Source organism: Klebsiella sp. KPN54798 (assembly GCF_021184225.1).
GTDB lineage: Bacteria > Pseudomonadota > Gammaproteobacteria > Enterobacterales > Enterobacteriaceae > Klebsiella > Klebsiella pneumoniae.
Genome location: NZ_CP089234.1, coordinates 4,637,503 through 4,651,461, shown reverse-complemented (window position 1 = coordinate 4,651,461; position 13,959 = coordinate 4,637,503). Strand labels below are relative to the sequence as shown.

Sequence of the window (13,959 nt, the reverse complement as noted above, 5' to 3'; positions counted from 1 at the left end):
GATTCCAAGGGATTTCATTAATATGTTAATGATCATCTTTTATGCTTTGCGTCGAGGTTTAGCAACTGGAAGTGAATGTTTTGTGATCGGATTAACACAATATTTACATAACAATTACTTATTTGTTATAAATCAATGGATTGAATATTTTTCAGGAAAAGACTGGTACTTTTCAGGTGCAGAAACCGGTTGTACATGGCAGGATTAACGCTAATTATTAAGTTATTAATAAGTTTTTGGTGAGGCTGTTGAGGGGATACTATGCATGATTCATTAACCATTGCCTTGTTGCAGGCGCGTGAAGCGGCGATGGCCTACTTTCGACCGATCGTCAAACGGCACAATCTCACCGAACAGCAGTGGCGGATCGTGCGAATTCTCGCCGAACGTCCGTCGATGGACTTTCACGATCTGGCCTTTCGCGCCTGTATCCTGCGCCCCAGTCTGACCGGTATTTTGACGCGCATGGAGCGGGATGGGCTGGTGCTGCGCTTAAAGCCAGTTAACGATCAGCGCAAGCTGTACGTTTCGCTGACGCCTGCCGGTACCGCGCTGTACGAAAGCGCTCAGGCGGAGGTGGAAGAAACCTATCGCCTGCTGGAGGCCCAGTTCACCACGGAAAAGCTGCAGCAACTGACCTCGCTGCTGGAGGAGTTTATTGCGCTTGGCGTCCCTGCCGGGCGCGGCGATGAAGAAGAGTAGCGGTTACGGCTCGGCGCTCAGCCTGGCGAGGGCAATAAGCGTTTCCGCGCGGGCGGGGGACAGCGGCTCTCTCGGCTGCGGCAGCGGCCAGCCATACAGCCAGCGGGCGCTGGGTCAGTTTGGCCTGCAGCCAGTCGTCGGCGGCAGCTACGTCGCCGCAGCGCACATCTTCGCAACGGCACAGCAGGCTCTCCGGCGTCGCCGCGTTTTTCAACGACTCCGCCAGCCGGAAGGTGCGGTTTATGGCGTCGGCGAAGCGCTGCCAGCGCCGGGAGCAGCGCTTGCTCAATGATATTCGTCACGTCGCCTCCGGCCTGGTTCATCGTATCCGCCACCGCCTGCAGGCCGCCCGCGCTGCAGCAGAGGATCAGTTTCTGCCAGTAAACCACGCCGCCGCCGTCGGCGGTTTCAAACAGCACGCTGTGCGCGGAGGGGCGGGCAATCAGCCGCGCGCCGTTCACCTCCCGGATGGCGGCGATGTCGTAGGGGATTTACTACTGGGGCGCGCGCAGCTGCCTGCCGCAGGCTAACTTTAGCGGAGACGAAGAAGAGTAAAGGAGAACAGTATGGAGTCGGTAACTCTATCGTTACCTGAAGCTTATGACCTGGCGCTGGAGGTACTCAGCGCCAATGGATTTAGCGCCGACCACGCGGCGGCGATTGCCCGCAATGTGACCGCCGGGGAGCGCGACGGCTGCGCTTCCCACGGCCTGTGGCGGCTGTTGGGCATTGTCGATACCCTGCGCAAAGGTAAGGTATCGCCCGATGCCGAGCCGCAGATCCATGACCAGGCGCCGGGGATTGCGCGGGCGGACGCCGGGGGCGCTTTTTCACTGCTGGCCTACGAGCGCGCGCTGCCGCTGCTGCTGGAGAAGGCGCGCCACAATGGCATTGCGGCGCTGGCAATTAATCGCTGCGTTCATTTTTCCGCGCTGTTTGCCGATATTGAGCCGTTGACCGAGGCAGGGCTGGTAGGGCTAGCCTGTACGCCAAGCCACGCCTGGGTCGCCCCGGCGGGCGGCACACGTCCGCTGTTCGGCACCAACCCCATCGCCTTCGGCTGGCCGCGGCAGGATAAGCCGCCATTTATTGTTGATATGGCGACCAGCGCTGCGGCGCGCGGCGAGATCCAGCTGCATCAGCGCAGCGGCAAAGCGCTACCGGAAGGCTGGGGAATCGACAGTCAGGGACAGCCAACGACCGATGCCGCAGAGGTGCTGAACGGCGCGATGTTGACTTTCGGCGGCCATAAGGGCTCGGCGCTGGCGGCAATGGTTGAGCTGTTGGCCGGGCCGCTTATCGGCGATATGACCAGCGCCGAATCGCTGGCGTGGGATAACGGCGCGGGCGGTCTCCCCTACGGCGGCGAGCTGATTCTGGCGCTGGATCCGCAGCGTTTTCTCGGCGCGCAGGCACCAGAGCAGCTGGCGCGCGCCGAAACGCTGTTCATGGGTATGCAGGAACAAGGGGCGCGTCTACCGGGCGAGCGGCGTTTTGCCTGCCGCCAGCAGAGTGAACGGCAGGGGGTCATTATCAGTCGTTCATTGCATGATGAGATTTGCGCCTTGCGCCGGGGCGGGTAAGGCGCGAAGCGCCGCTACCCGGATGCCTGTCAAAACAGCGTGTCGAGCTCGTCCAGCACGTTGTAGTCGTCATCGACCAGCAGCAACGTCTTCCACTTATCAAAGGTCAGACACGGGTGCGAGGTGCCGAACAGCAGAATATCGCCGACCTGCACATCGCTGCCCGGCGCCAGGCGCAGCATACAATGCTGATCCATGATGCCGGTGCTGACGATCGACTCCGCGCGCAGCGCTAACTGCTGGCCATTACGATAATGGGCGATCGGTTGCGGCAGCCCGGCGTCGAAAGCGCAGTCGCGCTTGCCGAAATTCACTACCGCGCGATCCGCCTCCGGCACCGATTGCACCATCGCCATCAGCTCCAGCGCTGAAGTGAGATCGCCGGCGAGATCGCAGGCAATCGGATCGCGGGCGATCAGCTCTTGTTGGGCGAGATCGTAGATCCCGCGATCGTGGGTGATATAACAGCCAGGGCGGATGACGATACGGCAGCGGCGCGGTTTTGCCGCCGCCAGCCAGATGTTGCATACCACGTCATACCAGACGGTGCCCGCGCCGGTGAGAATAAATTCGCCGTCAACCAGCGGCTCCATGCGGCAGGCAAGCGCCGCGGCCTGCTGTAACAGCGCTTCCACCTGCGGCTGCGGATCGTCGCCGTGCAGCACCCCTTCATACAGTTCCAGTCCGCGTAGCCGTAACCCCGGCAGGTCGCTTACCCGCTGCGCCAGCGCCAGCGCGTCATCAACGCTACGACAGCCGCAGCGCCCGCCAGGCACGCCAAGTTCAATCAGCACATCCAGCGTTTGTCCCTGGTCTGCGAAGAATGCGGAGAGGGCGCGCACGTTGACCTCGCTATCGACGCAGCAGATAAAATCCACCGCCCGATAGTGGGCTTTTAGCTGCGCGACCACCTGCATATTGGCTTTGCCGACCAGCTGATTGACCATCAGGACGCGTTGGATGCCGCTGGCCATTGCCGCGCTAGCCTGCCAGGCGCTGCCCACGCCGATCCCCCACGCCCCCGCTCGCTGCTGCGCCTGAAATATCCATGGCGTCATTGTCGTTTTACCATGCGGCGCCAGCGATACGCCGCGGGCGTCGGCGTAGCGCTGCATCCATGAAATATTATTTTCCAGCGCCGACTTTTTTAGCAGCGCGGCGGGTAGACAGACCTCTTCCGCCAGCAGATTAGCCGGCGCGGACATGAGGGCGGATTTGTGCGGGATGAGCGGTGCTGAATGGTATTTCATAACACTATCCTTTCAGGGTTTATAATCGGTTAGTCGCTGGGTATCATTTATAAATATTTGATAAATATATTTTTAATATAATAATGTTATTCGTTTTGAATAAAAGTATCACAAAACGATCTGAGTTTTGCGTAGTTTTCCACTGTTTTTTGCGCTTGTAAATGGTTAACTTATCGGCATGTCGAAAGGGAGTAATTGCTATGAAAGTTGACTGGCTTTTCAAAAACGTCACGGTGATCGACGGGAGCGGCGGGCCGCAATACCGTGCTGATGTGGCGGTGAAGGGCGATCGAATTATGGCTATCGCCCCGGCGCTGGACGTTGCGGCGGAGCAGGTGATTGATGGCCAGGGGCGGGTACTGGCGCCGGGCTTTATTGATGTGCATACCCATGATGATATCAACGTGATCCGCATGCCGGAGTACTTGCCGAAGCTCAGCCAGGGGGTGACGACTGTGATCGTCGGCAACTGCGGGATCAGTGCGGCGACCGCCACCATGCGGGGGGAAGTACCGGACCCAATGAATCTCCTCGGCGAGCAGCAGCACTTTATCTATCCCACCGTGGAGGCTTATGCCCATGCGGTGGAGGCGGCGCGACCGTCGCTGAATGTCGGCACGTTAATCGGTCACACCGCGCTGCGTAATAACCATATGGACGATCTGTTTCGTCCGGCGAACGAGACGGAAATCGCCGGCATGCGCGTACAGCTACGCGATGCGCTGCGCCAGGGAGCATTAGGGCTCAGTACCGGGCTGGCCTACGCCAGCGCCTTCCAGTCGACCACCGAGGAGGTGATGGCGCTGGCGGAAGAGCTGGCGGCCGGGAAGGGCGTCTATACCACCCATTTACGTTCAGAGTTTGAGCCGATTCTCGAGGCGCTGGACGAAGCCTTCCGTATTGGTCGCCACGGCAACGTGCCGGTGGTGGTTTCGCACCACAAGTGCGCCGGGGCGAAAAACTGGGGGCGTACCAAAGAGACGCTGGCCTTTTTCGATGAGATGCGCCAGCAGCAGGATATCGCCTGCGACTGTTATCCCTACTCCGCCAGCTCGTCGACGCTGGATATGAAGCAGGTGACCGACGAGTTTGATATCGTGATTACCTGGTCCGAAGCGCAGCCGGAGCAGGCGGGGAAAACGCTGCAGCAGATCGCCGATGAGTGGCAGGTGAGCCTGCACGACGCCGCGGCGCGGCTGATGCCGGCGGGCGCTATTTATCACAACATGGATGAGCAGGACGTACGGCGGGTGATGCGCTATCCGGTCACCATGATTGGCTCTGACGGGCTGCCGAACGATCCGATGCCGCATCCGCGCCTGTGGGGCGCCTTCCCGCGGGTGCTCGGCCACTATAGCCGCGACGAGCAGCTATTCCCGCTGACTACCGCGGTACACAAGATGACCGGGCTGTCGGCGGCGCGCTTCCAGCTGGCGGATCGCGGGCTGGTGAAAATTGGCTACTTTGCCGACCTGGTGCTGTTTGACCCGCAGACGGTGCGCGATGTCGCCAGTTTCTCCGACCCGAAACGACCGGCGGACGGCATTGAGGCGGTGATGGTCAACGGCGTGATGAGCTACGGCAGTGATAAGAAAATTACCGGACGGGCAGGGCGTTTCCTGCGTCGTCGGATGGACTAAGGAGTTGAGTATGAGTATCAAGCGTTATGGCGTAGAAGGTGGTACCGGTACCGGCGGGCAGCACCTGCCGTTCGCGCGGGCGGTGGAAGCGGGAGGCTGGCTGTACGTTTCCGGCCAGACGCCGATGAAAAATGGCGAAGTCGTGGAAGGCGGGATTGTCGACCAGTCGCGTCTGGCGATTCAGAACTGCGTAGATATCATGACCGAAGCGGGCTACACCCTGGCCGACGTGGTGCATGTTAAAGTGATCCTCACCGATGCGCGCTATTTTCAGTCGTTCAATAAGGTATTTCGCGAGTTCTTTGGCGACAACCCGCCTGCCCGCATCTGCTGCGTAGCGGACCTGGTGGTGGATTGTAAAGTCGAAGTGGATGTGACCTGTTTTAACGCTGCGCGACAATAACGCTCGAAACCTAAAATAAATCCCTCCCTTTGCGGGAGGGAGCATCAAAAAAGTGTGATATCGGCACCAGAGTGAATAAATAAATCGGTGCCACTGGGTTCGCTATGCCTTTTTTCAGGCATGGTTCCTGTTAACTCATAATATTCAGCGGCACGAATATTATTTATTACGTCTGGATGTGAGCCATGAATAATATGTCATTTATGATTTGGTTTTCCGTTTATGCCTGCGCGATGATTACCTTAGGCTGGTACGTTTCGCGCAAACAGAAAACCGGCGAAGACTTTTTACTTGGCGGTCGTTCGCTGCCGATGATCCTCACTCTCGGTTCGACGGTCGGCACCATGGTGGGGACCGGCTCCAGCGTCGGCGCCGTCGGCTTTGGCTACAGCAACGGCTGGGCCGGGATGCTTTACGGCCTCGGCGGCGCGGTGGGGATTCTGCTGGTGGCATGGTTATTCGCGCCGGTACGTAAACTTCGCTTCATGACCATGAGTGAAGAAATGTCGTATTACACTGGCGGCAGTAAAATTATAAAAAACCTCGTCGCGATACTTATTTTTATTGCCTCTATCGGCTGGCTGGGGGCGCATATATTAGGCGGCGGATTATATCTGGCGTGGGCCAGCGGCATTGATATTAATGTCGCGAAAATTATTATCGCGCTGGCTTTTGTGGTTTATGTCGGTATCGGCGGCTATTCCGCAGTCGTGTGGATCGATACCATTCAATCGATCGTGCTGTTCGTGGGCTTTATTTTAATGGCGATACTGGCGGTTCATCACGTTGGCGGCTGGAGCCATATTCAGCAGGCCGTCGATCCGGCGGCGCAAAGCCTGTTCGCGGTCGATAAATTAGGCGTGCTGCCGGCGCTATCATTGGCGATGGTGATTGGCGTCGGCGTGCTGGCGACGCCTTCTTATCGCCAGCGTATTTACTCGGCGAAGACCGTCTCCTCGGTGCGCCAGTCCTTTACCATTACCGGCCTGCTGTATCTGGGCTTCTCCTTCCTGCCGGCGATCATCGGTATGGCGGTATGGACCATGAACCCGCAGCTGGAAAACAGCGGCTTCGCCTTCTTGTTTGCCACCCAGGTGCTGCCGCCGGTGCTGGCGATGGCGATCCTGATTGCCGGGATGTCGGCCAATATGTCTTCCGGTAGCTCTGATGCCATCGCCGCGGTGTCCATCATGCTGCGCGACCTCTACACCCTGGTGACCGGCCATATGCCCGCGCCGGAGAAAGCGATTCGCCTGTCGCGGATCTTCCTGGTTCTGGTGATTGCGCTGGCGCTGCTGTTTGCCCTGACCTCCAACGACATCATCAGCTACATCACCAAAATGATCTCAATGATTATGTCCGGGATGTTTATCTGCACCATGCTTGGCCGTTTCTGGACACGCTTTAACTGGCAGGGCGCGGTCGCCGCGCTGGCCGGCGGCGCCGGGGCATCGGTTGCGGTGCTGGTGGATAGCGACTGGCTGGCGTTCTGGGGCAACCCGTGTATTCCGGCGGTGCTGACGAGCCTGGTGGCTTCGGTTGTGGTGACGTTACTGACCCCGGCCAGCAGCATGAGCCGCGAGCAGGCTCTGGAGATGATTACCCGCGAGCGTGAAAGCCGCCCAACGCCGCCGCCGCTGCCGCTGCCGATTGGCAAACGTCATACCTCACGCGGGTAAGGGGTAATCATGAACGAGTATATTGCCGTCGATTGGGGCTCCACCCAGCTGCGGGCATGGCGGATGCGTGATGGCGAATGCATCGACAAGCTGAAACTGCCCTGCGGCGTCACGCGTCTGAACGGGCAGCGCGCCGAAGCGGTATTTCAGCAGCAGATGGCGCCGTGGCGCGGTGACCCCGCGCTGCCGGTGGTGATGGCGGGCATGATCGGCAGCGATGCCGGTTGGCAACCGGTGCCTTATCTGGCCTGCCCGCTGGCGCTGGAGGCGCTCAACGGTCAGTTATATGAGGTGGCGGAAAAAGTGTGGATCGTGCCGGGGCTGAAAGTGGCGCAGGCTGCAGATTACGACGTAATGCGCGGTGAAGAAACGCAGCTGCTGGGCGCCTGGCAACTGATGCCCGCGGAGTGTTACGTGATGCCCGGCACCCACTGCAAATGGGTGCAGGTGCAAAACGGCGTGGTGCGCCAGTTCGCCACGGCGATGACCGGCGAACTGCATCACCTGCTGCTTAACCATTCGCTGCTCGGCCAGCAACTGCCTGCGCAGTTGCCGGATGAAGCCGCTTTCGCCCTCGGTATGGAAAAAGGGTTAAATCAGCCGGCGTTATTGTCCGGGCTTTTTAGCGCCCGCGCCGCGCGGGTGTTAGGCGCGCTGGCGGCGACTTCGGTGAGCGATTATCTCTCCGGGCTGTTGATTGGCGCGGAGGTGGCGACATTCAGCGAACGCTATCGCGCCAGCCGCGTGGTGCTGGTTGGTGAGCACTCGCTCAACGCCCGTTATCAGCAGGCGATGGCGGCGCGTGGGTTAGCCGTTTCCCGTTGCTCCGGCGAGGCGGCGTTTCTTTCGGGTATAGCGAGGATGATTGATGGACAAGATTAAGCTGGTGGCGATTTTACGCGGCATTCAACCCGCTGAGGCGGCAGATCATATTGAGACGCTAATAAATGCAGGCTTTCGCTATATCGAAATCCCGCTCAACTCGCCGGACTGGCAGCAAAGTATTCCGGCGATGGTGCGTCAGTTTGGCGAGCGGGCGATGATTGGCGCGGGAACGGTGCTGAAGGTTGAACAGGTTGATTTTCTCGCTGAAGCTGGGGCGAAACTTATCGTGACGCCCAATACGGCCCCGGCGGTGATCCGCCGCGCGGTAGATAAGGGGATGCTGGTGTGCGCCGGCTGCGCGACGGCCTCCGAGGCGTTTAGTGCGCTGGATGCCGGGGCGCAATGGCTGAAAATCTTTCCGTCATCAGCATTCGGCGCGGACTATATTCGCGCGCTGAAAGCGGTGTTGCCGCCGGAGGTGCCGGTGCTGGCGGTCGGCGGCGTGACGCCGGAAAATCTGGCGACCTGGATACAGGCGGGGTGCGCCGGTGCCGGTCTGGGCAGCGATCTTTATCGCGCCGGACAGGCCGTGGAACGTACCCGCGAGCAGGCGGAGAGGTTTATCTCCGCCAGTAAAAGTTAGTCCCCCAGCGGCTGCCGATCGACGCCGCCGCGGTGGCTGTCGAGCGCCAGCTTAATACGGCGTAATTTGCCTTTTGCCTGGGTTTTGTTGGCCATCGCCAGTTCGGTGGCCAGCACATCGACCATCGCCAGCATCGCGTAACGGGAAGTGCTGGGCTTAAAGATATAGTCGTTTTCCCGTACCAGCAGCGGTAGCACCAGATCCGCCTGTTCAGCCAGCGGTGTTCCGGCGGGGGTAATCGCAATAACCTTCGCGCCGTACTGGCTGGCAATCGCCGCGCTCTCGATGATTTCCCGGGTATAGCCGCCCAGAGACAGCACGATCACCACATCCTGCGGCGTCACCGCCGAGCTCATCATGCGTACCAGCAGACCATCGCTCTGGCTGACTACCGGCAGACCGAGGCGAAACAGGCGATACTGAATTTCCTGAGCGCAGATGGTCGAACCGCCGCCCATCCCCAGGGCGAGGATCTGCCGCGCATCGCTCAGCCAGCTCACCGCGCGCTTCAGCGCCTCGATATCCAGCGCCCGCCGGTTGGTCTCCAGTACGCTGATGATTGACTCATAGATCCCCTGGACGCCTTCGAGATCCGGAACATCGAGGATAAACCGCTGGCCGACCGCAAGAGATTGCGCAAGCTTCATCTTCAGCTCGCGGACGTCTTTACAGCCGAGCGCCCGGGCAAAACGGGTGACCGAAGCCTGGCTGGTTTGCGTCAGACGCGCTATCTCGGCGATGGGCAGCTCCGCCGCCGCCGCGACATCATCGAGAATAAACTGCGCAATGCGTTTTTCGGTCGCCGTGAGTTCCACAAAGCGATCGGTTATGCAGGAAATAATATCGATTGACCAGGACATACGGTAACAACGGGTAAGTTTTGAATGGTACTTTGTACCATATTGCGCCGCTGAAATCAGTGCTGAAGTCTACAACGCCAGGCGCATGGCGCAGCGCGACTCGGGCGGCAGGCCGTGCCGGGTCTCCTGTTCCCTTTTTGCCGCCAGCCCGGCGGGCAGGGTCAGCTCATCGAGCATGGCGAATCCCAGACGGGTATAAAACGGCGCATTCCACGGCACCTCGCGGAAGGTGGTGAGGGTTACCGCCGGGTAGCCCATCTGCCGTGCGCTCTCGATAACCCGCTCCAGCAGCATCCGGCCGATGCCCTGTTGCTGCCAGGCCTGGTGGACGGCGACTTCGACGATAAATAACGCATCGTCGAGCGGTTCGGTCAGAATAAAGCCAACGGGTTGCCCGGCGGCTACCGCCAGCAGGCTATGCTCCGTTTCCAGATAATCATGATGGCGCGCAACGCTAATCACCTCGCTGTCCGCCAGCCAGGCGAGAGAAGGGATCTGGCGAAATGCCTGGGCGGCAGAACGTTCAATGGCGGGCAGAAGGGCGATATCGCTCTCCTGAGTCAGGCGTAATACGGCACCGGCAGTTATAGTGTTAGTTTTCATCACCTCAGCATAGCAGCCTTCGGGAGAAAAGTATGGAGCTGACCGCCGTTCCCGCCACGCAGTTCAGCAGCGTGCAGTTAACGGATATTCTCAACGCCTGTTTTGAAGCCTACCTGGTGCCTGTTACCCAGTCGGTAGAGGGATTTGTTCAGCGTTTTAGCGCCGAGGGGATGAGCTTGGTCGATTCCCGCGTCTGGCTGGCCGGAGATGAACCGGCGGCGATCGCGATCGTCGCGCGCCGGGGGAGTGCCGCTCGCCTGGCGGCCTTTGCCCTGCGCCCGGCCTGGCGCGGCAAAGGCCTGGGCCGGAAACTGATGCAGGAGCTGCTGATGCTTTTGCAACAGCAGGGGATCGAGACGGTATTCCTGGAGGTGATCCGCGATAACCATGCGGCCGTCGCGCTGTATCAGTCGCTGGGCTTTACGCGACGCTATGGGCTCTGCGGCTACCTGAGTACAGAACTTCTGCCCCCGGTGCCGGGCGTATTGCAGCTTTATCCCACCCTGTCCCTGCTTCGGCGCGCCATTGAGGAGAGTAACAGCCAGCTTCCCTGGCTGCTGGATCCGCTTACCTTCGCCACTCTGCCATGTCAGGTCGTGACGCTGGAACAGCGCGCCTTCGCGGTTCTAACGACGGCGGGCTCGCGCCCTGTACTGTCGTTTTTGTGGGTGGAGCCCGCCGCCCGCCGCCAGGGGCTGGCGCGTGAGCTGCTGATGGCGCTGGCGCAGCAGTTCCCGGGCATTGGTACTTCGGTGACGGTCCCGGAAACTTTTACGCCGCTGTTTGCCGCGGCCGGCTATACGCCGCTCTCGCTGCAGCAGTATGAAATGACGATGGATCTGGCCGACGCGAAGTCGGCTTAGCCAGGAGTGTGCGCTGGACCGCAAAAAAACAGCACGGGCCGTCGATAAGCCTCTCTTTTCCCGCATCATATCCCTTCGTAATGGCGAAGAGGGGGATGCGATGCGTAAAACGGAACTGTTGGCTTTTTTGCAAAATCAGACCGATTTTTTCGATCCGGATAACCTGAGCGAGGTCTTTACCGCCAGCTGGCTGGCCCGGCGTTTCGCGATGCAAAGAAATACCGCCAGCCATTATCTCAATCAGCTGGTCGCTCAGGACGTGCTGGTGAAAATCAACACCCGGCCGGTCTATTTTCTGCATAAAAAAGCCTTTTGCCAGCAGTTCTACCCGCTTTCCCGCAGTGAGTATGCCAGCATGGCGGAGTTACTCGCGGAGAGCGACCGCCAGCCGGAGCAGGCGGACCATTTTTCGTTGCTGACCGGGCATGATGGCAGCCTGCGTAAACCGATTGAGCAGATGAAAACCGCGCTGTTTTATCCTAACGGCGGGCTACCGCTGCTTATCACCGGCGACAGCGGGACCGGCAAAAGCTATATGGCTGAGCTGATGCATGAGTTCGCCATCGCCCAGGGGCTGCTGGCGCCCGATGCCCCCTTTGTGAGCTTTAACTGCGCGCAGTATGCGAGTAATCCGGAGCTGCTGGCCGCCAACCTGTTTGGCTACGTCAAAGGCGCGTTTACCGGTGCGCAGAGCGATAAAGCGGGGGCGTTTGAGGCGGCAAACGGCGGGATGCTGTTTCTCGATGAGGTCCATCGCCTGGATGCTCAGGGACAGGAGAAGCTGTTCACCTGGCTGGATCGTAAGGAGATCTACCGGGTGGGGGAGACCGCGCAAGGCTTGCCGATTTCGCTGCGGTTGGTGTTTGCCACCACCGAAGATATTCACAGCACTTTTCTCACCACCTTCCTGCGCCGAATTCCGATCCTGGTTAGCTTGCCCGATCTTCAACACCGTAGCCGCGAGGAGAAGGAGGCGCTAACGCTACAGTTTTTCTGGCAGGAGGCGCGCACGCTTGCCGCCCGGCTGCAACTAACGCCGCGACTGTTGCAGGTCCTGACGCAGTATGTTTATCGGGGCAACGTCGGCGAGCTGAAGAATGTGGTGAAATACGCCGTGGCGTCAGCCTGGGCCAGGTCTCCGGGCCGCGAAATGTTGACCGTGACGCTGCACGATCTGCCGGAAAATGTCATGGCCGCGACGCCAGCGCTCAGCGAAGCGATGGGCCAGCAGGAGCCGCTGCTTATCGAGCCGCAGACCAGCCTGGTCTGGCTGCTGCGTGCGCGCGACCCGGTACAGGGGCTGATCTATGACGTTCAGTGTCGGGTTCTGGCGCAGTATGAAGCGGTGCTGAATAAAAAAACGGTCTGGGAAGAGGCGCAAAGGAGCATGGGGGAAGAGATTGAAACCCTCTTCGATCGGTTGATCTTTGATAATCACGACTCCAGTAGCTCGCAGATGCTGCTGCTGATCGCTCATCAGGTTCGGGAGGAGTATTATCGCCTGGAAAAGCGCTTCAATATCCAGTTTAACGGCAACTGCCTCTACGCGCTGAGCCACTACCTGATCCACCGATCCCGACAGGCGCAGTCCACGATAAACAATGAAAAAGCCCGCCAGCTGGAGGACTTCCTGGTACAGAAGTTTCCGCTGCTGTATCGCTTTTGCGAAGCGATCCTCGGTGCGTTGACGCTGAAGCTGGATATTGAACCCCAGCGTATCGACCTGCTGCTGTTAGTGCTGTGGTTCCACAAGAATGGCGCCATCAGCCAGCAGCAGGTGACCCGGGCGATAATTCTCGCTCACGGTTACGCTACCGCCAGCAGCATCGCCAACGTGGCGAACCGCTTGCTGAAAAGCCAGCTCTTTGAGTCATTCGATATGCCGCTGGACGTGACGCCGGAGGCTATCGCTAACCAGGTGATGGCCTACATAGAGAGCCATGCCCTGGCATCAGGATTGATAATCCTGGTCGACATGGGATCGCTGAACGCCATTCACCGCCATTTTAATCGTCGCCTGAGTACGCCGATGGCGATCATCAACAATGTCTCCACCGGTATGGCGATGTACGTCGGGGAGCGCATTTTGCAGGGCGTTATGCTGGAAGATATCGTCCGCGAGATCGGCGATGACCTTGCGGTTGAGCACCAGCTCTATTACCCGCAAACCGATAAGCCGCGGGCGATTTTAACCACCTGCGCGACCGGTTTGGGCGCGGCGGCGAATCTGTCGGCGCTGTTAAAAGCCAGCATTCCTGAAGCGCTTGGCATTGATATTGTGGCCTGCGATGTGGAGACCCTTGCCGATCCCGCGCGACGGGAGCCGATGCTAAGCCGCTATGAGGTGCTGGCGATCGTCGGCACCCTGGATCCGCATCTTGCCAATCTACCCTGGATCTCGCTGGATTCGCTGATCTCTGGCGAAGGGAGTCGTCCGCTGATGCGCATTTTTGGCGAACTGGCGACGGCGGAGCAGGTCAGCGAGATCAACAACCTGATCCTGAAAAACTTTTCGCTGCGCCGGGTGATCGAGTCGGTGACGATCCTCGATACGGCTAAGGTGATCAACCAGGTTGAGCAGTTTTTGCTGCGCTATGAGCATCTGGCCGGGCGCGATGTACCTAACGATCGTAAGGTCGCGCTGTATGTGCATATCAGCTGTCTGATAGAGCGATTAATTCGTCACGCTTCCCCAGCCCAATACACTGGAGGGCAGTGTCCGGATCGCGAGCTGGCTACGCTACGCGAGGCCTTTAGTGTCATAGAGAGCGGGTATAGTGTCAAAATTCCCGTTGTAGAGCTCTGCTACATTCACGATATCCTGACGCGGGAAACGGAATTTATTCAGGAAGATCAAGACTTTTAACACATCTCTTCTTTTTTATCCTTGCGTTAGCCGACGCGCCAC

The 13,959-nt window shown here is 59.2% G+C and carries 13 protein-coding genes and 2 pseudogenes; 9 read left to right on the top strand and 6 right to left on the bottom strand.

Going from position 1 to position 13,959, the window contains the following annotated elements; translation table 11 throughout:
* Nucleotides 1-32: 32 nt before the first annotated feature.
* Nucleotides 33-197, bottom strand: a pseudogene (locus tag LPQ25_RS22370) (hypothetical protein).
* Nucleotides 198-261: 64 nt separating this feature from the next.
* Here LPQ25_RS22370 and hpaR point away from each other — a divergent pair.
* Entirely contained in the window at nucleotides 262-702 is a 441-nt protein-coding gene (hpaR, locus tag LPQ25_RS22365; RefSeq protein ID WP_002887503.1) for a homoprotocatechuate degradation operon regulator HpaR, read from the top strand.
* Nucleotides 703-705: 3 nt separating this feature from the next.
* Here hpaR and LPQ25_RS22360 read toward each other — a convergent pair.
* Nucleotides 706-1,178 (bottom strand): annotated as a pseudogene (locus LPQ25_RS22360) (hypothetical protein); the annotation flags it as partial.
* 90 nt (nucleotides 1,179-1,268) lie between these two features.
* Between LPQ25_RS22360 and LPQ25_RS22355 the strand changes: the two are divergent.
* The gene (locus LPQ25_RS22355; RefSeq protein ID WP_012737358.1) at nucleotides 1,269-2,285 is read left to right on the top strand and encodes an Ldh family oxidoreductase; all 1,017 of its coding nucleotides are present in this window, start codon (nucleotides 1,269-1,271) and stop codon (nucleotides 2,283-2,285) included.
* 29 nt (nucleotides 2,286-2,314) lie between these two features.
* Here LPQ25_RS22355 and LPQ25_RS22350 read toward each other — a convergent pair whose 3' ends face one another.
* Together LPQ25_RS22350 and LPQ25_RS22345 are read right to left on the bottom strand one after the other, a co-directional pair.
* On the bottom strand, nucleotides 2,315-3,535 hold the full coding sequence (locus LPQ25_RS22350; protein WP_004146936.1) for an amino acid deaminase: 1,221 nt from the start codon (nucleotides 3,533-3,535) through the stop codon (nucleotides 2,315-2,317).
* 43 nt (nucleotides 3,536-3,578) lie between these two features.
* Nucleotides 3,579-3,758, bottom strand: a complete 180-nt coding sequence (locus tag LPQ25_RS22345) for a hypothetical protein (protein WP_041168995.1) — start codon at nucleotides 3,756-3,758, stop codon at nucleotides 3,579-3,581.
* Here LPQ25_RS22345 and LPQ25_RS22340 point away from each other — a divergent pair.
* From LPQ25_RS22340 to LPQ25_RS22320, 5 genes are all read left to right on the top strand, one after another.
* Nucleotides 3,736-5,175 (top strand): N-acyl-D-amino-acid deacylase family protein, encoded by a 1,440-nt coding sequence (locus LPQ25_RS22340; protein ID WP_002887553.1) that lies wholly within the window; start codon nucleotides 3,736-3,738, stop codon nucleotides 5,173-5,175. The genes LPQ25_RS22345 and LPQ25_RS22340 overlap by 23 nt on opposite strands.
* Before the next feature lie 10 nt (nucleotides 5,176-5,185).
* Nucleotides 5,186-5,578: a RidA family protein gene (locus LPQ25_RS22335; protein WP_002887555.1), complete on the top strand. Its 393-nt coding sequence runs from the start codon at nucleotides 5,186-5,188 to the stop codon at nucleotides 5,576-5,578.
* A 185-nt stretch (nucleotides 5,579-5,763) separates the two neighbouring features.
* On the top strand, nucleotides 5,764-7,257 hold the full coding sequence (locus tag LPQ25_RS22330; RefSeq protein WP_012737360.1) for a sodium:solute symporter family protein: 1,494 nt from the start codon (nucleotides 5,764-5,766) through the stop codon (nucleotides 7,255-7,257).
* Nucleotides 7,258-7,266: 9 nt separating this feature from the next.
* A complete protein-coding gene (locus LPQ25_RS22325) occupies nucleotides 7,267-8,139 on the top strand; it encodes a 2-dehydro-3-deoxygalactonokinase (RefSeq protein ID WP_012737361.1) in 873 nt (290 codons plus the stop codon).
* Nucleotides 8,126-8,725 carry a 2-dehydro-3-deoxy-6-phosphogalactonate aldolase gene (locus LPQ25_RS22320; RefSeq protein WP_004146077.1) on the top strand — a complete coding sequence of 200 codons (600 nt, stop codon included), beginning with the start codon at nucleotides 8,126-8,128 and terminating at the stop codon, nucleotides 8,723-8,725. The genes LPQ25_RS22325 and LPQ25_RS22320 overlap by 14 nt, the downstream gene beginning before the upstream one ends.
* Here LPQ25_RS22320 and LPQ25_RS22315 read toward each other — a convergent pair.
* A complete protein-coding gene (locus LPQ25_RS22315) occupies nucleotides 8,722-9,585 on the bottom strand; it encodes a MurR/RpiR family transcriptional regulator (RefSeq protein ID WP_004177525.1) in 864 nt (287 codons plus the stop codon). The genes LPQ25_RS22320 and LPQ25_RS22315 overlap by 4 nt on opposite strands.
* Before the next feature lie 69 nt (nucleotides 9,586-9,654).
* Complete coding sequence (locus LPQ25_RS22310) at nucleotides 9,655-10,188, bottom strand: GNAT family N-acetyltransferase (RefSeq protein ID WP_002887560.1); 534 nt, start codon at nucleotides 10,186-10,188, stop codon at nucleotides 9,655-9,657.
* Between the two features lie 32 nt (nucleotides 10,189-10,220).
* On the opposite strand from LPQ25_RS22310, the gene LPQ25_RS22305 reads away from it, so the two are divergent.
* Together LPQ25_RS22305 and LPQ25_RS22300 are read left to right on the top strand one after the other, a co-directional pair.
* Nucleotides 10,221-11,051 (top strand): GNAT family N-acetyltransferase, encoded by an 831-nt coding sequence (locus LPQ25_RS22305; protein WP_012737363.1) that lies wholly within the window; start codon nucleotides 10,221-10,223, stop codon nucleotides 11,049-11,051.
* 100 nt (nucleotides 11,052-11,151) lie between these two features.
* Nucleotides 11,152-13,917 carry a sigma 54-interacting transcriptional regulator gene (locus tag LPQ25_RS22300; protein WP_012737364.1) on the top strand — a complete coding sequence of 922 codons (2,766 nt, stop codon included), beginning with the start codon at nucleotides 11,152-11,154 and terminating at the stop codon, nucleotides 13,915-13,917.
* Nucleotides 13,918-13,959: the final 42 nt, after the last annotated feature.